This is a genomic window from Atopobium sp. oral taxon 810 str. F0209, from assembly GCF_000466405.1.
In the GTDB taxonomy this organism is placed as follows: Bacteria; Actinomycetota; Coriobacteriia; order Coriobacteriales; family Atopobiaceae; genus Olegusella.
Genome location: NZ_KE952949.1, coordinates 250,216 through 272,588, shown reverse-complemented (window position 1 = coordinate 272,588; position 22,373 = coordinate 250,216). Strand labels below are relative to the sequence as shown.

The window sequence follows — 22,373 nt, the reverse complement described above, 5'->3', positions numbered from 1 at the left end:
GGTCTATAGACCTAGGAAAAACTCTCCTGCTCGCAAGCGGCATTCAAGCTGAGAACTTGCCCACCTATGTGCAAGCAGGGCAAGACGCAATGCCAAAGCATCGGTCATGGATGCCATTAACAACTGATCAAAAGTCAAACTGATAAGAGAACGCAGCCATGAAATTTCCTCTTTGTTGAGTTCTTCTGCGCCCGCAATACTTTGTGCGCAGCTAGAACACAGCACTCCACCCGCCGCAGCAGAAAATCGGCTCACCGCAGGGTCTCCGCAGGCTACACAACTATCAAGCTCGGGACGCCAACCGCAGTGTGAGAGCAACTTAATGCTAAAAGCAGCAACCACCAATAACAAATGTGCTCTATCTTTTGCCTCTTCACAGGCCCGCAACGCACGCGAACATATGGGATATAAATAAGGATCAGGTGCATCTTCATAGCAGTTGCGCAAGCTCAGCTCACTTACTGCAGAAGCAGCGCTCACTCGAGCTAAATCACCACGTAAACCCGCATGCGCATCAACAGTGGTTGCTTCAGACACAATGCCCAGATTGCGTCCTTCTGCAATCAAAAAATCAGACTCACAAAATAATTCAGAACGTGCAGCTAGACGTCCTCCCGGCTTGCGTGCTCCCTTTGCTACCGCACGCAGCTGCACGCCAGTTTCTCCAAGTAGGGTAAGAATGAGATCCTGCTCCCCTAGCTTGATGGTGTCTAGTACCAAGGCTCGAGTACGTTTTGTACGTCTACCTGCCATAACTACTCATCAACTACCAGACCGAGTCGAGAAATTTCATTACGGTCGCGCCGCCATGCAGGCTGTACACGAACAGACAAATCGAGATAAATAGGCACACCAAAAAGTCTCTCAAGATCACGGCGAGCCTCTGTACCAATTTTTTTGATCATAGAGCCACCTTTGCCAATAACGATGCCTTTTTGTCCATCGCGCTCAACTAGGATTGTGGCAACCATAGAACCATGTCCATCTTTGGCCCACTCAATATCCTCACAGCTCACAGCAAGCGAATGTGGAATCTCCTGACGCAAATTCCGAAAAGCTTTTTCACGCACAAACTCCGCTACTAGCTCCTCATCCTCAAGGTCGCAGTCCATATCCTCGGGAAACCAACGTAGACCCTCAGGCAGATAAGAAGATGCAAGATCAATAAAACCCTTAACGTTAAAACCGTGCTTTGCTGAAACCACTAGCACATCATCAAAATCAGCAAGCTGAGCTGCGGCTTGGGCTTGTGCATCTGCAGTCTGTTGGTCTACTAAATCTGCTTTGGTAATCAAGAGAATCTTGTGTGGTGCATTGGCCATGCGCACATGACTCGCAACCCACTCATCACCACGCCCCACTTCTTGGGTGGCATCAATAAGTAAGGCTATAACATCCACATCTTCAAGCGCACTTAAAGTTGCGCGATTGAGTTCCTTACCGAGTGCATCTTTGGGTTTGTGCAAGCCTGGCGTATCCACAATGATAAGCTGCGAATTATCGGTATTTACCACTGCGCGCATCTGACGGCGCGTTGTCTGGGCGACATTGCTGGTAATTGCAAGCTTATGACCTACAGCGGCGTTAAGCAGAGTTGACTTGCCAGCATTAGGACGCCCAACCAAGGTCAAAAAACCACTATGAAACTCAGTATTAGCCTCGCTCACAAGACCACCTTCTAACTCAAAAGTGCACGAATAAAGATGATTAATCCGACGATGGCAACAGCTGTGCAAAGTAAAAGCTCAGCAGCTGCTGCAATATCTTTTGCACGACCCGCCATCTCATTAAATTCAGGAGATACTAAATCCACGATAGTCTCAATAGCAGTATTAAATAATTCACTTGCCAATACTGCACCACAACAAAGCAAAACGATAGCCCAGCTTATTGCATCAAGATGCACCAAAAGACCAGCAATGATGGTAACTGTGCCACCCACCAACATTACTTTAATATTGCGCTCTTGAATGACAGCGGTTTTTACCCCTTTGAGGGCGTAAGCAAAACTCTCAATAAAGCCAGGGTGCCGTGGGGTCTCTCCAGGGATCATCGTTAATCATCCTTATGACGAGTGAAATTAACACGAGCCAGATCACCATCGGTATGGATAAGCTGCAAAAGCTCATCCTCGCGAGCTTCCATTTCCTCTGCTTCAGCATCCTCAAGATGGTCATAGCCCAGCAGATGAAGAAGACCATGTATCAGCAACATACGGCACTCGTCTGCAGCTGTTGTACCAAAACCTACGGCTTGTTGCACAACATACTCAGAAGCAATTACGATATCGCCCAGCTCACAGGGCACACCCTCACCTAGACCAGGCTCATCAGGACGTTCACATTCAAGAGAGATAACATCTGTGGGTTTATCCTGGCCACGCCAATCTGCGTTGAGCTTTTGGATGCGCTCATTACTTACAAAAGAGATAGAGACCATACAGGGACGTGTAATCCCCTCTTCCTTAAGAACAAGATCAAAGATGGCTTCTATTTCTTGCTCATTCACAAGAAGTTCAACACCATCATCGCAACTAATGTCATATTCGTGGGCCATCTCATCTCCTATCGATTACGACCGTTTTGCTCAGCCGCAGCATATGCTTCAACAATTTTTGCTACGAGAGAATGACGAACGATATCATCTCGATCAAGATCCACAAAGGCAACCTCATTGACAGATTTGAGCACTTCGCGGGCTGAATGAATACCACTTTCGCCCAGCAGATCACGTTGACTGGCATCGCCTGTGATGACAAACGTCGAAGAGACACCCAAACGAGTTAAAAACATCTTCATCTGTTCGGGCGTGGTATTCTGCGCCTCATCGAGAATGACGAAAGAATCATTAAAGGTACGGCCGCGCATAAAGGCTAAAGGCGAAATTTCAATGGTACCCTGCTCAATCATTGTGGTTGCACGCTCGGCGTCAGTCATATCAAAAAGTGCATCATAGAGAGGACGTACATAGGGATCAAGTTTTTCCTGCAAAGTACCTGGTAGATATCCAAGGGACTCCCCTGCCTCAACTACAGGACGAGCGAGCACAATACGTGCCACCTCATGGCGCTTGAGTGCAGCTACTGCCATTGCCATCGCCAGATAGGTCTTGCCCGTACCTGCCGGACCAAGACCAAAGGTGATGCGATGTGTACGTATAGCATCAACATACTGACGTTGACCTTCAGTCTTGGGTCGCACGGTACGGCCGCGATGTGTAAGCAGTATGTCGCCCGATAAAGACTGCATCTCAGGTGCGCCATGCAGAACCTGCTCAATAATGAGATCGACATCTTGCTCGTCAAGAGGATCTCCATCTTCGGCACGAGAAATCATGCGATAAAAAACTGAGGTCACCTGCTCTACAACCTCAGCTGGACCTGTGATGGCAATCTGATCTCCGCGAACCGTAACCATCGCATCAAAGGCTGCATCAACGCGACGCAACAAACTGTCTGCAGGACCTGTTAGGCTTAGCGGTTCTATTGAATCAGGTATGGTCAAACGCGCTCGTGTTGGCTGCAAGAACCCTCCTTGGTGTAGCTATAACTGCCTCTGAATTCAATTGAAATCCAAAGACAAGTTGTTTTATGGAATTGAATGTACCACGCCTAGCACATTTGCATATCAGCAAGTTGTTAAATCGTCCGTGCATCCAAGCTAAGATCTTCGCAGATACTATGAGGCACCACGCGCACCAGAGAGCCTACAGAAACACAAGGATCTATAAGCACATCAAAAAGACCTCCGGATGTGCCTCGCCCCTCCGACTGCACCACCACAAGCTCCTCGCAACCAAGACAAAACTCTGCTTGCTGGCGGCGCATTCTATGAGCAAGTTCGCGCATCCTGCGAGCACGCTCTGACATAAGCTGTGTAGGCACTTGATTGGGCATCGTTGCCGCAGGGGTACCTGGACGTTTGGAATAACGAAAAACATGCATTTTTGCAAACTGCATTTCTTCGCAAAATGCCAGACTCGCCTCAAAGTCTTCATCAGTCTCGCCAGGAAAGCCCACAATAAGATCGCAACCCAGCGCAAGCTCTGGCATAGCAGCACGAGCACACTGCACTACCTTGCGATACAACTGCGTATCATATACACGCGCCATGCGTCGTAAAGTCCTATCAGAGCCAGCTTGAAGACATATGTGCAAGAAAGGCGCAATGCGACCATTAGATTTTGCCATCACATCGACAAGTTCCTCTGTGACATCAGGGGGTTCTATCGAAGATAAGCGGATGCGTTCCACCTTGGTTTCTTGCAAAATGCGTTGCAGTAAAGCAGGCAAATCGCTGGCATTGTGAGAGTGCGGCATACAATAACTGCCAAGATTTACACCAGAAAGCACAACTTCAGCTGCACCTCCTGACACAGCTTTGCAGATAGAATCTAGTACTTGTTCAGGAGCCAAAGAGTGTGCTTTGCCGCGCGCTTTCCAAATGATGCAGTAGGTGCAACGGTTATCACAGCCATCCTGGATTTTGATACCTGGACGAGTGCGACCCGTAGGAGTTACGCTCGCAGGGTGATGAGTTATATGAGAATCAAAATCATTGTCACTATCTAGCTCGGCTAAAAGCTCCGCAGCAACTATAGATTTTTCGGTCACCACACGCACAGAGGAACTGAGTGCTTGTAGCTCATCACCAAACAAACTTGCATCACAACCAGTCGCAAAGACAAGAGGATGAGATTCAAGCCCGCTCAAACGTCGAACCACTTTACGACATTTTGCCTCTGCTTCATTAGTAACGGCACAGGTGTTGACCACAATTGCATCTGCTTCATCCTCAGACACAATCACGCAGCCCGCATCTTCTAGCTCATCGGCAATAAGATCAAGCTCCAACCTATTTAGTCGACAGCCCAAATTGTGAAAGGCAACTTTAGGTGCAGTCATAGAACTATTCGCTTACTTTTTTTGTCTTCATGCGAGAGGATGTCTTTGTCTCGCGCTGCTTAATCAAATCGCGTATGGCATTTTTTTGCTGATGGTTGAGATTATCGGGCACAACAACACGCACAACAGCAATGAGGTCGCCACGAGATTTACCAACACGACGAGGCATACCCTGACGTTTTACACGAATTTGCTGACCAAACTGACAGGCAGCAGGTACGGTAATGTGTACGGTCTCGCCCTCAAGTATGCCATCGATATCGCGCGAACAGCCAACTATTGCCTCAAGCGCATCGATCTGCAACTCACAGTACAAATCATCGCCTTGGCGTTCAAAGTGCTCGTCTTCCAAAACCTCAATAGCAACTACAAGATCGCCCGACTTATCACCCCGAACGCCAGCCTCACCCTTGGCCTCAACTTTAAGGGTCTGACCTGAGTACACACCAGCAGGAATATCGATATCCACCGTCTCACGAGAAGGCGTGCGGCCTTGGCCGCCACAGGTTTCGCAGGGGTGATCAACAATCTTGCCTGAGCCCTGACAATCAGGACAGGTGGCCTGGGTTTGCATCTGACCAAAGATAGTGCGTTGCACCTCTACTACACGCCCGGTACCATGACAACGCTCACAGGTAGTCTCATGTCCGCCTTCCGCAACGCCACTACCATTGCAATCATCACAAGGCGCAAGACGCTCGTACGAAATAGTTTTTGTACAGCCAGCAGCTGCCTCAGCGAGACTAATACGTAGCGTAATACCCATGTCACGACCACGTGTACGAGTGGGGCGACCCGCTCCAGAAGCACCCCCACCAAAGAATGAATCAAAGATATCGTTGATGCCAAAACCGCCGCCAAAGATATCGGACATATCAACATAATCAGAGCCGAAACCACCGGGACCATCTGCAGTTCCATAGCGGTCGTAGTTTGCGCGCTTGCGCTCATCAGAAAGTACCGCATAGGCCTCGTTGACTTCCTTAAAGCGCTCCTCAGCGTCTGACTCTTTGTTGACATCAGGGTGCAGAGCACGTGCTTTTTTTAAAAAGGCTCTCTTAATTGTCTTTGCATCAGCATCTCGCTCAACTTCGAGCAACTCGTAATAATCCTTCTGTGCCACAGTACTATCCCCCAACAAAAACGTTTACTCGCACAACTTATGCCCCAAAATGGCTGTGCTGATACAAAAGATTCAATTTTTTAAAAACGCCCTAGTGTCGAGCAGGCCAAAACAGATGTCGTAAAAATTCGTATGATTAGGAAGAAAAACACGATAGGCAGTACAGATGAAGCGCCTTGCACAAGCGTGCGCCACGCATTGCGCCACCAATACTTTCCATGTTTGAATCCACCACTTGATATCACCACAAAGAGGAATAGACCAAGTGCAATAACAAGCCCAATGAGTAGGGTTTGCTGATTGGAAAGCGCATAGAGCAACAAGAAAGGAATGAAAAGCCCGAGACTCCTAAAGCCCATGGTTGCACGACCATCAAGTTGCTCGGCGGGCACTCCTACGCGACAAACAAAATCACCCGCTGCTTCACCATTGGTACCTGCATTGCCCTTACCAGGCACCCGTACAGTATCGCCATCATGACTACCCGCAGGAATATCAACCACAACTTCACTTGCAGTCAACACGCGTCCTGCTCCACCACAAGCAGAGCAAGGATCTGCTACAACCTGACCAGTACCTTGACACTCAGGACAAACCATCTCCATCACACCAAAACCAATAAAGTCACTTAGATTGAGCGATATGCGCCCACTACCATTGCAGGTCGGGCAAGTTTCAGGATGCTCAGTATGCACGGAACCCGAACCACGACAGGCATTACAGGTCGAATAGCGCTGGTAGGTAATGCCGCGGCGCACACCTTGCGCAGCCTGTTTTTCATCGATGTCAATTTGGAAGATGATGTCGGCGCCAGCTTTAGGATTGTATGAACGCGAACGCTGGGCAGTACTGGTCTGTCTGCGGAAAGCGCCATCAAAACCACTAAAGGGAAATCCCCAACTAAAGGGGTCGCCATAGGAGTCGGAATAAGATCCAGCTGGGGCGCCGGAACTCGCTCCTGCAAAGGGAGAACCAGACCTCATTGCATCATAACGGCGGCGCTTATTCTCATCAGAGAGAACCGCATAAGCCTCTGAGACCTCCTTGAAGCGTGCCTCAGCGTCGGGTTCCTTGTTGACGTCAGGATGAAGCTTGCGAGCCTTCTGTTGGAAAGCCTTGCGAATCTCATCTCCTGTAGCCTCTTTTGCCACACCAAGAATCGCGTAATAGTCCTTTTCATTCATTGAAGACATGGACCATCTCCCGTAGCAAAAAGGCCAGGGGCAAAAGTCCCTGGCCCGAACATTTGTGGTGGGCGACGCTGGTTTCGAACCAGCGGCCTCATCCGTGTGAAGGATGCGCTCTACCCCTGAGCTAGTCGCCCGTGCGCAAGACACTATATCAGATGTAGCCCTTAGGCGCTACAAAAAAGCTGAGCACACGAAATCGTAAAAATACTAAGCGCGATCAAGGGCACGTTTGGTCTGGAAAGAAAAAACCAAGATGAGCAAATCTACCACAGCTGCAGGAACAATCACGTATGCCGCCAAGGATAGACCGTGTCCCATATAAACTGCCAAGCCAAACGCGCCACAGGTCAAAAGCAAAATAATCAGCGCAAATACACGCAGACCAGCTGCTTTTTGTGGAACATTAGCAGCACGTGCTCCATGAACTCCCATAATCAGAGAAAGGAGCCCTACTGCCATAGGTACAAAGACTATGGTAATAGAAGCTCCGAAAGGCGCAGGAATTAACCAAGAGCCAACAAGCTCGGCGATACCAAGAAATAAACTGACAAGGCACATGATTTTGACACGCTTGCATTCGGGCGTCATAAGCGCTCCCCTCTTGCTATGAGCGATTGCTCGCATCCAGCCAGTGATGACGGCTGATAAAGTTCCAGATAGACACAATAACGGTAGCCAAAAGCTTGCTGAAGGTAACCGCCCCCGGACCAACACCAAGCCAGAAGGTACCAATCGCAATAATAATCTCATTTAGCATAAGGCCAATGAGTGAGAACACCACAAAAAGTGTAAATTCCTTTTTGCGAGAAATATCATCACGATGCTCAAAGACAAAGCGCATTGAAGCTAGGTAGTTGAAGATGGTAGAAACTATATAGGACACAAAAGCTGCAATAACGGGATCCCATAGAAGCATTTGGCTGAGCAGCATCAACAATGCGTAGTCAATGACAAATGCTACGACACCGACTGCTGCAAAACCCATGAACTGCTTTGCCAGTTCTTTGAAATCCAACGCTATGCCTCTCTCATAAGGAAAATATACCTTGCGCCAAAAGTAATCATAAACCTAAAGCTACATGGTGTTTTATTTTGTCTAATTTGGCAAGTTTTGCTCACGTATCACATGTTATTTCCGCAGCCTCAGCTTGCACGAGTGCGCCGCTTCTTGAACCTTCTTGCCTTGCCAAATATACAAATGGTTCAAGCTTCGAACTGGCCGCTTACAAATGCGCTGGTCAGATTTTTACAAAACTCGAAACTTGAACCATCTATCCTGATTCTGCATAAAGAGGAATGGCGCCTGCATGTTGAAAAACTACTACACCCGCTATGACCGCAACGGCGACAATAACGCCAGTGTATGAGTTTATACAACCTTGTAAGAAACCCTCACACGCAAACAAACCGTCGTTCCGCACTAAGGAAAGCGTCGCCAGCCCCACCCTCCCCTCGTGGGTAGTAGTCTCGCATGCGTCAGCATCGAAAGCAATGGACGCGAGGGGATGATCTCACATGGCGAGGCACACAGGCGAGAGCAGGACGATGGAGTCGGCAATGACGCTGAGGGAGTTCAACGCGCAGGGAGGGCTCACAGCTATGCTCGTGGCGCCGAACTCTGCATACGTGTCGAGGCTCCTCGGTATGGACCAGAGGACGGTGACGCTCTTGGCGCAGCGCAAGGAGCTGCCGGCGACGAAGCTCGGCTCAAGCTGACGCTTCAGCGGGCCGAAGCTCGCTCGCATGCTCGGGATAGATGAAGTAGGCGGGATGGATGGCGGAGAAGTACTACACGTGTCCAAGGCAGACAATCGCTCAAGTTCAACGTCTGCACGAAGCAGCTGCGGAAGGTCGACACCCTCCCCTGGGATCAGGACGACTGCTGCTGGCCTCACGTGGGAGCCCTACCCACACGACCAGGACATCTCTAGGACCGGCCACATCCTCATCTGGTACCTTGGGGCAGACAAGCCAGAGAACGTCGCCTACAACATTGAGGTGAAGCGCCTACTCCTGCGTGGCATGGTGGCGCGCTCATGCAGATCAGGGTGCAAGTTCGACACGATGATCGTCCTCGTCGGTCCGCAAAGCATCGGCAAGTCCACCATATGTGAACTCCTCGCCATGCTGCCCGAGCTCTACCACGAGTCCCGCAGTAGCTTCGATCCCGAGAGCCTGCATCTCCTAGCCGGCCACACCACGTTCGAGGTGGAAGAGCTCAACGCCCCCAAGGGGGGCCACAAGCACGGCTGGACGCATCAAGGCGGCAATCAGCGCATGCAAGGACACGAGGAGGCGCATGTACAGCGAGGACGTGCAGGACATACTGCACAGCTGTGTCTTCATCGGCACGACCAACAAGTGCTCCTTCCTGACAGACTTCACCGGCAACCAGCGCCTCCTGCCCGTATACTGCAATGCCAAGGCGAACCATCGCCACCCCGGCTTCTGCGACGGAACAATCAAACTCGGCGTGCGGCTCGCTTTGATAGAGACGTGCGCCGAGTACAAGAGGGATCCCAACGCCTTCATGGACACGCTTGCCCTGCCCGAGGAGATTCTCGCGCATGTTGAGGCCATGCAAAGCGACGTGATGGTCGACGACCAGATCACGGGTACCGTGCTGAGCTACCTCGAACAGCTTGCCATGGAGCACAAGGTCAACCACACCATGCAACCAAGATTGTGCATGAAGTCAGTGTTCACCAACGCCTTCAACCTCGACCTCGGCAAGCTGGAGGACAGTCAAAACACCCTGTCGCTCCCCCACGGTGATTTGTGACATGACCCTTCAGAGTAGCTCGTATTTACATTACCTATTTTGAGCGCTCTCACATCTCCACAGGTCAATCTGTTCGTTAACCAATTTTGTGGTCACATCGACATTGTCATCGTGCTCACCAGAGAGAAGCATGTACAGCGCGACAACGTTGCTAAGCATAGGATTGGCAAGCAAGAAAAGCCAGCAATTCTTATCGATCTCTTCTCGTATGTCCTCTGCCGTCAGATTCTCACAAGGCCTGTTCAGTTCATAACGAATTCCGCCGGCCCCATACCATCGGCCAATCAACCCCGCATGATAGAGAACCCTCATCCGTCTGTCCTTCTTAATGTCATCGACAACTTGATCAAGAATATGGAACCCATTCTCCTCGTCCAGGGCAAGCGCGATGTTAAATGTGCTATAGACCTCATCCTTTTCAAGGATGTGCTGCACGTTGTCGGAGACGGATCTCACGAACCTCTCAGCCAGCTCTTTGTAGGATTCCGCGGTAAGGCAGGGCTTCTTGCCCTGGTTGTTAGCAGAGTGAGCAATTCGTTCGTCCTTAATGAAGTACATGACGGCTTGCGTGCGGTCAGTGTCAAAGTAACACGGCAATGCGTCGAGAATATCAGAGGCAGCCGCACTTCCTATGCGCAGAAAGAGTCGCCTTATGGTATCCGCTAGATGGTCATCGTAGGTGAAAGAACCGAAGATAACCGAGTCCCCCTCATCGTATTTGCCTGCTGATGCGACAAGACCGCTTGCAACCTTCGCCGCACGAGCAGGAACCATAGAGCTTGTTTTGCTGTCCAGATAGTAGAGAAGCCTGTGTAGTTGTCCTTGGGAAGCGAAGGCTTCAAGCGATTGCTTGATTTCTTCTTCGCTCATACGAGTAGCAACATTGTAGAACTCAACACGCTCTGGGATGACTTGCTTTCCGTAGAAAACCTGTAAGTTTCTCAGGTCCTCGATTCCGCCGTCAACGCCTTTCCTAGGCGTCGACGTGGGACGAGTATGATCCTTACTCATGGCGCGTGGGAAAAGCTGTTCCAGAATCCATCTTGCGTCCTCGATGTCGATTCCGTCTTGTGTCGCGCATTCTGGGAGTTCTTGCAGCATTATAGCTTCCTCAGTTTTAGCCTCAGAAGTGAGGAACGACTCCCCGCAGAGATACCCCCTGTGGCGAACTATCCATTCGCTGAGCGAGTGGCAGAAGAGCTCAACGGCAATCATCGGAATGAAGTCGAGAGGCCGAATCTCCTCCCCGACAGTTGCATATTTTGCCACGAAGGCGTTGGTATACATGATCACGCGACGGGGAGTATCTACCCTCTTCAAGACGAAGCGTCGGTACATCGAGTTCAACCTGTGCTGCTCGTCCGGATTGGTCTCATATGCCTCGAGGGATTCGAAATACGGTTCGAACACCTCGTTGAGCATGTCCGTAACCTGGTCAGCTGTGACTATTGGGAGCCTGATGGGCAGCTGGACGATTTTCTCAAGGTAATCCTTGCCCAAGCCGCCTTGGACCTCGCCCAGCGCTCTCGTGACCACGTCGTAGTCGAACGCGAGCACGTACACCATCCTCGGAAACGAGGCAGTCAGGTTAACAAGCTTAAAGATCTCCTTTATCTCGGAAGTACCAAGCCGGTCAATGTCGTCTATGAGAACCACGACGTTGCGATTGCCGTCACGCAGTATGCTGCCTATCTCTTCTCGAAGCCCTTCAAGGCTTCTGTATGATGGAGAGAGTTTGCCTGCAACCTCCCCTGTAAGCTTCTTTGTAAGGGCACCTCCCGCAGTAGAGATAGGTGAAGTGATAGCGTCAGGGGCAGGGGCAAGCCTAAGGGAAAGAAGTGCCGCGATGGCCGTCGAGGTTGTGCCTGATATTGTGTCGGAATACTCACCCAGCGCGTCACCGAACTTCTTGGCATGTACTGACCACCATGAGCCTCCTTGGACATTGAGCGCTGAATAGAGCTCCGAGAAGAACGTCCTGAGCAAGCTTTGAGTATCCTCTATGATCCACGAGTTGAAGCGCACGACGAGAGGGCGCGTTTCCTCATCGCCCATTCCTGCCAGCTCATTTGCCACAAGATTCACAAAGGACGTCTTTCCCGAGCCCCAGGATCCATACACACCAGCAACGAAGGAGGAGTCACTCCTAATGCTGGCTAATGCGCTTGCGATGCGCTGGGCATGCTGCAAACGGTCAAACTTATCCTCGCTCGCTTGCGAAATTGGCAGGTCATAATGAATGTCCATTTTTGTTCCCGTCGGTTAATGTGTGGGGTGTTTCAACTACGAAACTGATTGATGGTATTCTTACCCATATCCGCAAGGGCATATTGTGGTTTTGATCGCGTATTCATCTTGTGTCTATCATTAACTTGCAAATGGTCTGCGTAAGTGTCGATAAGAACAAAACGATGATAACCAGTTGGACAATCAATAACTTCAAATCTATCGCCAACACCTCGTTGGAGCTGGGCAAAAGATCCGTGAATGTAATCGCTGGAGTCAACAGTGCTGGTAAGTCCTCCCTCCTTCAATCTCTGCTCTTTATATGCCAAAATATCGAGAGCGAAAAGCTCAAGCCCAACAGCAGGCTCGTGCGCCTAGGCGAAGGCGAGAATGTAATCTGTAGCGGCTGCGAGTCTATCAATATCGAGACAAACCTTACACCATCTGACAGCGCAAGGCTGCACTGGTTTCCGAATACGCTTACGTTTCTTATGAACTTTGCACTGGGGGCTCAGATGTAAGTCCTGGTAAAATATTACGCCTCAAGAATATAAGCGTTGAGTCGAGCAAATATTATTATCATCGCGAATCTAGCTCCTCCTTTAGTGATGAAGCGATTCTTGGTTTCTCTGAAAGTTTCTATGCCGGTGAGTATGAACTGATCTTCTTATTGGTACCTCTTTCGGCTGCCACATTGCCTCACCTCTCTGATTGATCTAGAGGACAAGGACACCTTGCTTCTTTCACCAAACTACGAATAACCCGATACGCATTAATTGGCATAATGACAGTGGCCCATAAAGGACGAAAGCAAGCTAAATGAGCTTCTTTCCTTGGAGCACGGATTTGTGCACATATCGCAAGAGCAGATAAGGGCTATGGTATATCGGTCATTGGCGCGCATACTTACTGGTGAAGTTACTTCCACAGAATCGATGAGAACTCTCTCGGAGCTTCAGAAAATCAACCCTTGAAGGGTTGCAACTATTGCGGTACCTAATCCACCCCAAGAGGATTAATAGTCTAGTGCTTGAACTCGAAGTTCCGATGACTCGCAGTAGGTACAAGCTTGCGACCCTTTAAGCACCTTAAATGAAAATCGCAAACTGTCATGACCTCCTCTTCGCGCATACCTAGGTCTTTACATTTTCTTCTAACGTCTTCGGTTGAAACCAGGCTCCACCGGTCCCCGGCGCATCATATCTGACCTGAGCTTTGCTTCCTCGTTCCACTTCATATGGTTGTCGTAGCCCTTTGCCATCATGGCCGTGTATCCAAGAATGCGTTCGATATCCTCTAGCATAAACTCCTCCCTCGATGACTACAACGGCGACGTCGACTAGGATGAAGGACGCCGAGCCCTGACTCTTCGCAAAGCATGCGGGCGGCGAGGGCAGCACCGGCAAAACCGGGCTGCCCAACGCGGACGTGGCATCTGATGAGGGCCGCACCGACAAGCACTGGCGCGAGGTCGCAGGCCTCGAAGACGACTCCAACGGCAAGGGAAGCGAGAGCTAAACCATGCCATTCAACAGCATCGCATCTGCGAGGAACTACACGAGCATCTTTCACCCATTCGCTGTGACCGGACTTAATCTAGGAAGAAAGAGTAAGCAGGATGGATTTGTCTGCTTTAGCCAGTTGCGCTTTGAGATAAAAGTCTGGTAAGAAGTTATCACCGTCAGAGATTTGCGCGCTCTCGTGAGCGCTACATACCAAATATTTAGCTCACTGAGAAAGTCTGTGCCATAAGGAGGAGACGGTGGTTGACACGGGGCATCGTAAGAACCTCCACTTTGACAAGACTTGCAAATCGTGAAGAATGGAAAGTCCTCGCGGTTAACGCCAGCGACGATGACATGGTCCCACTCAAGACCTTTAGCGGAGTGGACGGTCGAGAGCGTAAGCTTGGCATTGATATACTCGCTATAACGCCTTAACGACCGAGTGGCAAACACATCGACTATGTACTCATATCGCTCAGCAGGATCCATGCCGCGACAATCAGCGACAACCTGTTTAGCGAGGGCATCGACGAGCATAGAGTAGGCGCTCGCATATTCACTTGAACTTGCAGCCACCCTGTTTGAAATCTTCTTAAGGACGTCTTTTGCTTCGGGCGTGGTGAGAGGTCTTCCACTTTCGATGCACAAATTTAGGGCACGTAGACATGCATCGCACATGGACGCATACTCCGACGAGTCGTCAAGGAAGAGCCCGTTGAAATAGGACACTTCGCTCTCGGCAAGGTTATTTTCGATATATTTCGCGAGGTCCCCACGACGATTAACAAGGACGGCAACCGTTGAGTCTGGGTCATCCTCGAGCATATGAGTTGCTTTCGCGCAGACTCCCTCGTACTCTTCCTCGAATGAATTCGCAACGATTATAGGCAGCTCTGCTGTCTCTTGGGGCAAAGAGGTTCCTGCGCTACCAATCGCAGACCTTATCACCTTATCAATCCTCTGCAGATTTGATCCTGGTTCAAAGCGATGATTGATGCTGAGATCTTCGTGTCGGAGATTGAAATTATCCGTAGCCTGAGACTTGAAATCCGGCAAAGCACCCATGAATCCATAAACACGCTGCAACGGATCCCCAAAAAAGCAGCAGTGTGTATTTGGCCCGACGAGACGCCTCAGGAACGCATAGCACAAGATGTTCGTGTCCTGCGCCTCGTCTATCATCACGCATTGGTAATACGAATGCGTGATGTGCGTGATAGCTGGATACTTGTCAAGGAGTTCGATGGCGAAGGTTATCAGACCACTGTACGTCATATAATTAGCATCAAGTGCAACGTCCCGGAGAATAGTATTGTACGGCCCAATTGAGGACTCCATATGTTCGACATCGTGTTCCTTGACCAGAAGAGCGAACGTCTTGAGGTATTCGCTCTTCATGGGATCCAATTGGTATCCAGCACCGAGGAGAGATGCAGACAAATCCTTCTCATCGCACATCCGTGCAGTGTTTACAAGTTCCTTGTCAAAGCCAACAAGATTGCCGTAGAGGCTGAGAAGCTTGCGTGCCAAACCATGGTAGTTTGTGATGAAGATACGATTGGATATCACACTTCTAGTGCTGAGCTTATATGACTTGATCGCTGAATCAACTTCGTTTCGCATTTTACGCGCAGCAGCAACGCTGAAGGTAAGTGCTAGAATCGCCTTCGGGTTCGGAATCATGCCAGAAACAAGCTGGTAGACAATCTTGCTCGTCATCGTCTTCGTCTTGCCATAGCCTGCCGGCGCTGTGACGAACACCCGAGGCGCCTCTGAGAAGACAATGGCCGTCTGCGATTCGTCCCCCTCGTGGGATTTCTTGATTTCAGACTTCAACCGTGAGAGTCGATCCTCGACATTAGCGTTCATTGTGCGAGCCTCACTGCTTCGATGATAGCATCACGATAGACTTGAGGAATTTCCGACTCTGGCGTTAAGTGCGCCAGAGTCTGTGGCATCAGTGCGCCTTTTCTTGACTGGAGCCATGCGTACATCATGATGAGTGTCTTCATCGTGCGACTGAAGCTACCATCGAATTCTGTATCTTTAAAGTCATGTCTGCCGTTTTGGGGAAATGATCCTATCGAAACCTCAAGCTTTCCGGCAGCCTTCTCGATTTGTTTCGAAGTGATTTCCGCACCCCTGCCATTAGGATCGACCGTCTCTATAAGTTTAACGAACAGATGCTGATCGCCAGCATGGAAGATTGACTCTATCCACTCCTCCTCGAAGTCGTGCTTTACTGTATAGAAACTGGTTCCTGTGGACGTATTGTTCGTCTTGTCTCTATCGCGTATGGAGATATTCGGTATGCAAAAGCTGGCGAGGAGCTCCTGAATGCCCGGCACCGAACCTTTGCCCTCAGCTCGAATGATGAGGACACCATAGCCGTCTAGGTCCTTGTTCATCGCGTTTGCGAATATCGGTAAGGCAACCTCATCAGTCTGCCCCTCGACGACAATAACGGCACGGGCAAAGAAGGCTTCTCTCACGACCGAGAACTGCGACTGTAGCTGCTTCAAAACCTTATCTTCCAAAGTCAGATCCTTGCCGCTCACTGCAGCAAGCTTTCCTTGCGTAATCCCAAGGCGAACAATGTTCTTGTAGCTTCCCTTCTCGAGGATTTCTGGCGAGTGCGTCACCACGATGAGCTGTGCTTGAAAGACGTCGATGTCAAGAAGATCCTTGACGATGGCATTGAAGCCCTCATCTTCTCCCGCCGCAATTACCGAAAGCGCCTTGATGAGCCTACGCTGCATGTATGGATGGAGGTGAATCTCAGGCTCATCGATTGATATGATGGCACGAATGGCGGATCTTGGCTCCTTATTCTTATCCCTCTCCTTTTTGAGCGTGACCGTACTATTCTCACGACGAGCCTTGCTCAAAGACATGAGACACTGCAGAATCGAGAGAATCATAAGGGTAACGTACTGCACACCATTGCCAGTTGACTTGATGCCTATATTATTCTGGTCAGCAAGGGAGACCACAGAAGCCATGGCGTCTCCATTCGCTGTATCTATCGCAGCCTGAAGACGGTATGCAGAGAGAAGCGGGAGGTTCGCAATCTTGCCATTGAGATGCGCAAGCAGCGCCTTGACCTCTGTCTGGTCAAACAAGTCAATGATTTCCTTTCCGCTCTGCTCGCGATAGAGCTCGACGCTTCTACTGAGGACGCGCCCGACACCACGCATGCTGTCGAATGCAAGTGTCCTATTGTCGAAATCCACGCTGGAGATATGGAAGTAGTTGGCACGACGTATATCGCGAAGGGAGATTCCATCTCCATTGGTGTCAAACGTAAAGACGATATCATCGTCTGGTGCGTCGCTCGACATATTGATCTTGATGCTGTTGGGGTCCACTGGATCACCAAGTATACCGAAGAAACCAATCTCCTCTTCACTCAGAGACAACTTGACAGATGCAGTGATGGGAGTACCTTGTTGGGTGAAATCATTCTCATTGAAGGTGGTTCTGTTAAACAGGGTGTCAAGGAAGTCAAGAACGTTGGACTTACCCACATTGTTCTCGCCAACTATGTAGGTGAGCTCGTCATTGAACTTGATTGAGATACCATCAAGGTTCCTGTAGTTGTGTATATCTAGCTCGGATATGTGCATTTGGTCTCCAAACGTCAAATGACCTTTGTGTGGCATGATTGACGAAGCTAATTTCTTAATGATAGCCCAGCATTGTCAGTGTGCAGACATGCAAAATGACCTCTAGTTTGCGCGCACCCCATACAGCATCCGAGACATGACCCTGCATCCATGGAACCCAATATGGGAACTTCATAGGAACTTCTAGCCTAAATGAAAACCCCGCACTATATTTCCTCAGGTACGGGGCTTGTTTTCGTGGTCGGGTGGACTGGATTCGAACCAGCGACCCCTTGACCCCCAGTCAAGTGCGCTACCAAACTGCGCCACCACCCGCTTGCTCGTCTTACCGACGCGCGAGTAAGTAATTTAACACCCTATGAGAAATAATGCAAGTAGAAATATCATAACTATTCACATGAACTTTGATAAACACCACAAGAGCTAAGGATTTCCGCTGACAGCTGAGGAAAAGGGATAAATTCTTGAGCAAATTTTGAATTGGAAAGACGTTTCTCAAGAATAGCCAAATCATACCAGCAGTCAAATTTATAGCCACATGCCTTCATAAGTCCCACCTGCTCATAGCCCATTTTATGGTGAAAGAGCAAACTGTCGTCTGTGACATACGAATCTACCTGCTCAGTGCAAGCAACACGTGCATAAAGACGCGTAAGTCCCTGCGCAGCAGAAAGACACTCAAGTGCTGCATATAGTAGGTGGCCAATACCTCTACCACGCACATCTTCTCGCAGATACACCGAAGTTTCTGCACACCAAGCAAAAGCTGCACGACTTCCAACAGGATTTGTATAAGCATATCCGAGGATACTGCCATCACACTCAGCTACAAGATAGGGATAGCGCTGTAAGGTCTGCTTGATACGCTGCCTAAACTCTATAAGAGAGGGCGTTTCCCACTCAAACGTAATAGCTGTTTTTCGCACGTAAGGGTCATATACCGCAAGCAGTTCTTGAGCGTCAGCAATAGTTGCAACACGCAAAGACGGGCTGCTCTCCTCATCATTTTTGCTCATGCCAATTCCAGCTTATCTGCCAGCTCAAGCCACACGTCTTCAAGCTCAGCAATTTCTTGCTTGTTTGTATTCAAATGTTCTTGAATCTCTAGCAAGCCTTGATAATCCGTAGGATCATGCGCCGCAAGTGCATCTTGTAACTTATCTGTCTCTTCGCGTAATTTTTTAAGACGACGCTCAACAGCATCAAAACGCTTTTTTGCAGCACGCCGCTCTTGATTACTCAATCCAGAAGAGACCTGCGTGGAAGCGTCAGACGCAACGCTGCTCTGCAAAGAAACGCCACTTGCTGCAGCAGCTTTACTCTCATCCAAGAGCTGTAAATATTCATCAACGCCGCCTGGACAATGCCTGAGATGTCTATCAATAATCGCATACTGATCGTCTGTTACACGCTCCATCAAAAAGCGGTCGTGAGTCACAAGCAGTAAAGTCCCCGGCCAACCATCAAGCAAATCCTCAATAACTGCAAGCATATCGGTATCAAGATCATTGCCTGGCTCGTCAAGTATCAAAACATTAGGTTCCTGAAGAAGAACTGCCAAAATTGCAAGACGGCGACGCTGACCACCAGACAAATCTTTAATAAATGTTGGCCAATCAGCACGAGTAAAGCCTAATTGTTCTGCCATTTGTTGTGGACTTTGGGGCTTTCCGCCAATATAGTAAATCTGCTTAAACGAGCTCAACAAATCCTCTACCCGCTCGTTATCGTGTGCAGCTAACCCTTCAAGTTGCTGTGACATAACTGCCAGCTGAACTGTTTTGCCAATCTTGAGGAAGCCTGTTGTGGGGCGAAGCTTGCCACACATCAAGCGCAGCAAAGTTGATTTGCCCGCACCATTTTCGCCAAGAATACCTATACGATCACCTGGGCCTACAATCCAATTGAGCTCCTCAAGTATCGTCTGATTTTCAAAACGTACACTAATATTTTTGAGTTCAAAGACCTGTTTGCCCAAACGCCCTACCGCAAGACGACGCAACTCAATGCTATCGCGCACAGGAGGATCTTGTGCCAGCAAAGCACGTGCAGCCTCAATACGAAACTTTGGCTTTGAACTGCGGGCTTTGGCACCATGAGCCAACCAATTGAGTTCTTTACGCAAAACATTTTGTCTGCGTTCCTCAGATGCTGCCGCTTGTCTTTGGCGCTCAACTCGCTGCTGAATATAAGCAGAGTATCCACCCTCAAAAGGATCAATGATGCCATCGTGAACTTCCCACATATGTTCACAGACCTCATCAAGAAACCAACGATCATGTGTCACCACAAGCAGCGCACCAGTGCCTGCGGGCCAGCGGCGCACTAAATGACCTGCAAGCCATCGAATGGCATGCATGTCTAAGTGGTTAGTTGGCTCATCCATCAACAGGACATCCCAATCACGAGACAGCACGCGTGCAAGGTCTACACGACGACGCTGACCACCTGAAAGCGTGTCCACCTGACTTTGCCAGTCCACGTCAACTAACAGCTCATCACAAATAGAACGAATTTTGGGATCTGATGCCCACTCATATTCGGGAATATCCCCCATCACCGCATGAATAACCGTATCGCCATCGTCAAGCCTATCTGACTGCGTCAACATACCAACAGAGATGTTATTACGCCAAGTAATACTTCCCGCATCCGACTCGATCTGATGCCCAATGAGCTGCAGCAACGTGGATTTACCATCACCATTGCGACCAACGATACCAATACGTTCGCCTTCGTTAATACCTATTGTGGCATCATGTAAAATCTGCTTACCAGGCCACTCATGTGCGACATGCTCGAGTCCAACCAAAATGCCCATTACTTATATAACCTCGGTCTCACCACTGTTGCATCTAGATCATTCTTTGAATCAGAATTCGATTTTTCACCAGCCGTTTCAGCAGTAGTTTTTGACGCCAACATGCCTGCAATACGCTCAGCAAGAGCTATTGCTACCTGGTGTTTGCTCAGCGTTGGAAGCTGCTCAACTGCATCTGCTGCAACAAAGCTCACTCTATTGGTATCCCCACCAAAAGCAGAATCCTGCCGCGAAACATCATTTGCAACAATGAGGTCACAGCCCTTCTTGGCGAGCTTCTCCTGTGCATTTTTGAGCAAATCGTTGGTTTCTGCAGCAAAGCCAATAACCAAACGCTCAGCTTTATTTACCGAAAGACTTGCAAGAATATCTCGCGTACGTACTAACTTGATAGTATCGAGATTCTCACGGCCTTTTTTGAGCTTATGATCGGCGGGGTCCGCAGGCTTATAGTCAGCAACTGCAGCGGCACAAATTGCAACATCACAACTCTCAAAAGCCTTCATCGTGGCATGATACATTTCAGAAGCAGAGACCACATCAATACGGTTGATACCCTCAGGCGTTGCAAGACTAGTGGGGCCTGCTACAAGCGTCACCTCAGCACCAAAGGATTTGCATGCTTCCGCAATGGCAAAACCCATCTTTCCCGAAGAAGCGTTGGCAATATAGCGAACAGGATCGATAGCTTCGTGCGTAGGACCTGCCGTGACAAGAATACGCTTGCCCGCAAGCTTCTTCTGCGTGACTGCTGCAACTTCTGCATCTTGTTTGCCACAAGAAACCTGACTAAAAGACAAAAACATGGTACGGTCAGGGTCTGTATCAAAACTACGCAGCGCAGTACGCGCATCTAGAGCATCCATTACAGAAGCAAAAATTTCATTAATATCAGCAAGCTTACCAGCACCCACATCACCACACGCAAGACGTCCGTGCACAGGAGATATAACATGCACTCCCCTACGCTCAAGTGTCTCAAGATTATCCTGAGTAGCCGCCGCCTGCCACATATGCACATTCATCGCAGGAGCAAGCAACAAAGGTGTATTTCGTGGCAAAGCAAGCAAAGTAGTTGAAAGTGCATCATCGGCAATGCCACAAGCAAGCTTTGCCATACTATTTGCTGTTGCAGGCACCACAACAGCCGCATCCGCCCACTCAGCAAGCGTGATATGAGGAATAGGGTCTGGCCCTTCAAAAAGCTTAACGAGTACCTCATGCTGCGTTAAAGCCTTAAAGGTTGCTGCTCCCACAAACTGCTCTGCTTCGGGAGTTGCACACACTCGCACTTCACAACCCTGCTTTTGGAAGAGTCTGAGCAACTCGCAGGCTTTATATGCCGCAACTCCTCCGCTTACACCCAAAAGAATTTTTGGAGCAGGACCCTCCTCCTTATCAGGATAGGCTTTATGGGACAGCTGGAAATCTCGTTCTGAGGACTCACTCATGCCAAGGCTCCTTTGGTAATAAGGATGCGATGGCAATATGGGCACGTACCAATCTCGGGGCCGCGTCTAAGGTCACCAAAATCTGCAGGTTGTAGTTTGACGCGGCAGACAGACGGTACATTGCCATGCAAGCTTTCCACCGCAAGACCGCCAAAGCGCCTGCAAGCTTGCTCGTAACGCTCCATCACCTCTGCAGAAATCTCCGCTATCACTTGCGCACGCTCATTCTTGAGCAAGCGCTCTTCTGCTCTTAAATCAGCACTGTCCTTTTCAAAAGAATTCTGCTGAACAGTCTTTTCAGCAACAAGACGTTCTGCCATAGCACGAGCATTTGACTCAGCTTTTTGAAGACGTTCCAAGGCGGCAGCCTTTTCCATATAAGCATGCTCAATCTTTTCTTGTTGCTTGGCCAAAGCAGATAGGTGAGCCTCTAAATCGCGTGTTTGACGAAATCCCGCCTCACGCTCCTGAGCCTCCGACTTTACTTTGGCAATCTTATTCAACACAAGTGCATGTTGAGATTCATTGTCTTCAAGCTCCATCTGGGCATCTTTAAGTTGACCCACAATAATGGTTGTTTGACGCGCCAATTGACGCTGCGCACGAGCAATGGTTGCAAGCTTTTGCTGCTGAGGCATGGCATCAAGCTGAGCGTGAATCCTCATCAATTTGATATCTATATCTTGTAGGCGAAGCAGTGCCTCTGGTTCGGCCATATGAATCCTCAATCTCTCAAAGTTGGCATG

The 22,373-nt window shown here is 49.4% G+C and carries 20 protein-coding genes, 2 tRNA genes and 2 pseudogenes; 4 read left to right on the top strand and 20 right to left on the bottom strand.

From position 1 onward, the window contains the following. Positions 1-3: 3 nt before the first annotated feature. The 11 genes from recO to HMPREF9069_RS05410 form a co-directional block, all read right to left on the bottom strand. Complete coding sequence (gene recO, locus HMPREF9069_RS05460) at positions 4-753, bottom strand: DNA repair protein RecO (protein WP_021626179.1); 750 nt, start codon at positions 751-753, stop codon at positions 4-6. A gap of 2 nt (positions 754-755) precedes the next feature. Beyond that, on the bottom strand, positions 756-1,667 hold the full coding sequence (gene era / locus HMPREF9069_RS05455) for a GTPase Era (RefSeq protein ID WP_021626178.1): 912 nt from the start codon (positions 1,665-1,667) through the stop codon (positions 756-758). 11 nt (positions 1,668-1,678) lie between these two features. Continuing rightward, positions 1,679-2,053, bottom strand: coding sequence for a diacylglycerol kinase family protein (locus tag HMPREF9069_RS05450; RefSeq protein ID WP_021626177.1), 375 nt, complete (start codon positions 2,051-2,053; stop codon positions 1,679-1,681). Positions 2,054-2,055: 2 nt separating this feature from the next. Then, on the bottom strand, positions 2,056-2,556 hold the full coding sequence (gene ybeY, locus HMPREF9069_RS05445; protein ID WP_021626176.1) for an rRNA maturation RNase YbeY: 501 nt from the start codon (positions 2,554-2,556) through the stop codon (positions 2,056-2,058). An 8-nt stretch (positions 2,557-2,564) separates the two neighbouring features. Beyond that, on the bottom strand, positions 2,565-3,524 hold the full coding sequence (locus tag HMPREF9069_RS05440; protein WP_035438533.1) for a PhoH family protein: 960 nt from the start codon (positions 3,522-3,524) through the stop codon (positions 2,565-2,567). 113 nt (positions 3,525-3,637) lie between these two features. Then, positions 3,638-4,903, bottom strand: coding sequence for a tRNA (N(6)-L-threonylcarbamoyladenosine(37)-C(2))-methylthiotransferase MtaB (mtaB, locus tag HMPREF9069_RS05435; protein WP_021626174.1), 1,266 nt, complete (start codon positions 4,901-4,903; stop codon positions 3,638-3,640). Positions 4,904-4,907: 4 nt separating this feature from the next. Continuing rightward, positions 4,908-6,026 (bottom strand): molecular chaperone DnaJ, encoded by a 1,119-nt coding sequence (gene dnaJ, locus HMPREF9069_RS05430; RefSeq protein WP_021626173.1) that lies wholly within the window; start codon positions 6,024-6,026, stop codon positions 4,908-4,910. An 80-nt stretch (positions 6,027-6,106) separates the two neighbouring features. After that, positions 6,107-7,219, bottom strand: coding sequence for a DnaJ domain-containing protein (locus HMPREF9069_RS05425; RefSeq protein ID WP_035438531.1), 1,113 nt, complete (start codon positions 7,217-7,219; stop codon positions 6,107-6,109). Positions 7,220-7,275: 56 nt separating this feature from the next. Further along, positions 7,276-7,350, bottom strand: a tRNA-Val gene (locus HMPREF9069_RS05420). A 73-nt stretch (positions 7,351-7,423) separates the two neighbouring features. Beyond that, a complete protein-coding gene (locus tag HMPREF9069_RS05415) occupies positions 7,424-7,804 on the bottom strand; it encodes a hypothetical protein (protein ID WP_035438530.1) in 381 nt (126 codons plus the stop codon). Positions 7,805-7,820: 16 nt separating this feature from the next. Beyond that, positions 7,821-8,231: a GtrA family protein gene (locus HMPREF9069_RS05410; protein ID WP_021626170.1), complete on the bottom strand. Its 411-nt coding sequence runs from the start codon at positions 8,229-8,231 to the stop codon at positions 7,821-7,823. Positions 8,232-8,731: 500 nt separating this feature from the next. Between HMPREF9069_RS05410 and HMPREF9069_RS05405 the strand changes: the two genes are divergently transcribed. From HMPREF9069_RS05405 to HMPREF9069_RS09710, 3 genes and pseudogenes are all read left to right on the top strand, one after another. Next, complete coding sequence (locus HMPREF9069_RS05405) at positions 8,732-8,932, top strand: hypothetical protein (protein ID WP_156894171.1); 201 nt, start codon at positions 8,732-8,734, stop codon at positions 8,930-8,932. Positions 8,933-8,959: 27 nt separating this feature from the next. After that, positions 8,960-9,382 (top strand): annotated as a pseudogene (locus HMPREF9069_RS09770) (VapE domain-containing protein); the annotation flags it as partial. A gap of 88 nt (positions 9,383-9,470) precedes the next feature. Next, positions 9,471-9,998: pseudogene (locus tag HMPREF9069_RS09710) on the top strand (VapE domain-containing protein); the annotation flags it as partial. A gap of 30 nt (positions 9,999-10,028) precedes the next feature. On the opposite strand, the gene HMPREF9069_RS05395 reads toward HMPREF9069_RS09710, so the two are convergent. Continuing rightward, positions 10,029-12,245, bottom strand: coding sequence for a KAP family P-loop NTPase fold protein (locus HMPREF9069_RS05395; protein ID WP_021626165.1), 2,217 nt, complete (start codon positions 12,243-12,245; stop codon positions 10,029-10,031). Positions 12,246-12,376: 131 nt separating this feature from the next. Here HMPREF9069_RS05395 and HMPREF9069_RS09765 point away from each other — a divergent pair, with 131 nt between their 5' ends. Continuing rightward, positions 12,377-12,745, top strand: a complete 369-nt coding sequence (locus HMPREF9069_RS09765; protein WP_021626164.1) for an AAA family ATPase — start codon at positions 12,377-12,379, stop codon at positions 12,743-12,745. A gap of 632 nt (positions 12,746-13,377) precedes the next feature. Here the strand turns inward: HMPREF9069_RS09765 and HMPREF9069_RS09230 are convergent. From HMPREF9069_RS09230 to HMPREF9069_RS05350, 8 genes are all read right to left on the bottom strand, one after another. After that, on the bottom strand, positions 13,378-13,527 hold the full coding sequence (locus tag HMPREF9069_RS09230) for a hypothetical protein (RefSeq protein ID WP_021626162.1): 150 nt from the start codon (positions 13,525-13,527) through the stop codon (positions 13,378-13,380). Between the two features lie 265 nt (positions 13,528-13,792). Then, entirely contained in the window at positions 13,793-15,598 is a 1,806-nt protein-coding gene (locus HMPREF9069_RS05385) for a UvrD-helicase domain-containing protein (RefSeq protein WP_021626161.1), read from the bottom strand. Further along, positions 15,595-17,355, bottom strand: coding sequence for an ATP-dependent nuclease (locus HMPREF9069_RS05380; RefSeq protein WP_198009722.1), 1,761 nt, complete (start codon positions 17,353-17,355; stop codon positions 15,595-15,597). Before HMPREF9069_RS05380 ends, HMPREF9069_RS05385 begins: the two co-directional genes overlap by 4 nt. Positions 17,356-17,593: 238 nt before the next feature. Next, positions 17,594-17,670: transfer RNA gene (locus HMPREF9069_RS05370), tRNA-Pro, on the bottom strand. A 74-nt stretch (positions 17,671-17,744) separates the two neighbouring features. Further along, positions 17,745-18,371 carry a GNAT family N-acetyltransferase gene (locus HMPREF9069_RS05365; protein WP_021626158.1) on the bottom strand — a complete coding sequence of 209 codons (627 nt, stop codon included), beginning with the start codon at positions 18,369-18,371 and terminating at the stop codon, positions 17,745-17,747. Then, positions 18,368-20,176, bottom strand: a complete 1,809-nt coding sequence (locus HMPREF9069_RS05360; RefSeq protein ID WP_021626157.1) for an ABC-F family ATP-binding cassette domain-containing protein — start codon at positions 20,174-20,176, stop codon at positions 18,368-18,370. The genes HMPREF9069_RS05365 and HMPREF9069_RS05360 overlap by 4 nt, the downstream gene beginning before the upstream one ends. Further along, entirely contained in the window at positions 20,176-21,627 is a 1,452-nt protein-coding gene (gene coaBC, locus HMPREF9069_RS05355) for a bifunctional phosphopantothenoylcysteine decarboxylase/phosphopantothenate--cysteine ligase CoaBC (RefSeq protein WP_021626156.1), read from the bottom strand. The genes HMPREF9069_RS05360 and coaBC overlap by 1 nt, the downstream gene beginning before the upstream one ends. Next, positions 21,624-22,343: a zinc ribbon domain-containing protein gene (locus HMPREF9069_RS05350; RefSeq protein WP_021626155.1), complete on the bottom strand. Its 720-nt coding sequence runs from the start codon at positions 22,341-22,343 to the stop codon at positions 21,624-21,626. The genes coaBC and HMPREF9069_RS05350 overlap by 4 nt, the downstream gene beginning before the upstream one ends. Positions 22,344-22,373: the final 30 nt, after the last annotated feature.

Bases quoted from the DNA above. Each gene is read 5' to 3' on its own strand.
- recO (WP_021626179.1), bottom strand. From the start codon at position 753: ATGGCAGGTAGACGTACAAAACGTACTCGAGCCTTGGTACTAGACACC.
- HMPREF9069_RS05450 (WP_021626177.1), bottom strand. From the start codon at position 2,053: ATGATCCCTGGAGAGACCCCACGGCACCCTGGCTTTATTGAGAGTTTT.
- ybeY (WP_021626176.1), bottom strand. From the start codon at position 2,556: ATGGCCCACGAATATGACATTAGTTGCGATGATGGTGTTGAACTTCTT.
- mtaB (WP_021626174.1), bottom strand. From the start codon at position 4,903: ATGACTGCACCTAAAGTTGCCTTTCACAATTTGGGCTGTCGACTAAAT.
- HMPREF9069_RS05425 (WP_035438531.1), bottom strand. From the start codon at position 7,219: ATGTCTTCAATGAATGAAAAGGACTATTACGCGATTCTTGGTGTGGCA.
- HMPREF9069_RS05415 (WP_035438530.1), bottom strand. From the start codon at position 7,804: ATGACGCCCGAATGCAAGCGTGTCAAAATCATGTGCCTTGTCAGTTTA.
- HMPREF9069_RS05405 (WP_156894171.1), top strand. From the start codon at position 8,732: ATGGCGAGGCACACAGGCGAGAGCAGGACGATGGAGTCGGCAATGACG.
- HMPREF9069_RS05395 (WP_021626165.1), bottom strand. From the start codon at position 12,245: ATGGACATTCATTATGACCTGCCAATTTCGCAAGCGAGCGAGGATAAG.
- HMPREF9069_RS09765 (WP_021626164.1), top strand. From the start codon at position 12,377: ATGGTCTGCGTAAGTGTCGATAAGAACAAAACGATGATAACCAGTTGG.
- HMPREF9069_RS09230 (WP_021626162.1), bottom strand. From the start codon at position 13,527: ATGCTAGAGGATATCGAACGCATTCTTGGATACACGGCCATGATGGCA.
- HMPREF9069_RS05385 (WP_021626161.1), bottom strand. From the start codon at position 15,598: ATGAACGCTAATGTCGAGGATCGACTCTCACGGTTGAAGTCTGAAATC.
- HMPREF9069_RS05380 (WP_198009722.1), bottom strand. From the start codon at position 17,355: ATGCACATATCCGAGCTAGATATACACAACTACAGGAACCTTGATGGT.
- HMPREF9069_RS05365 (WP_021626158.1), bottom strand. From the start codon at position 18,371: ATGAGCAAAAATGATGAGGAGAGCAGCCCGTCTTTGCGTGTTGCAACT.
- HMPREF9069_RS05360 (WP_021626157.1), bottom strand. From the start codon at position 20,176: ATGGGCATTTTGGTTGGACTCGAGCATGTCGCACATGAGTGGCCTGGT.
- coaBC (WP_021626156.1), bottom strand. From the start codon at position 21,627: ATGAGTGAGTCCTCAGAACGAGATTTCCAGCTGTCCCATAAAGCCTAT.
- HMPREF9069_RS05350 (WP_021626155.1), bottom strand. From the start codon at position 22,343: ATGGCCGAACCAGAGGCACTGCTTCGCCTACAAGATATAGATATCAAA.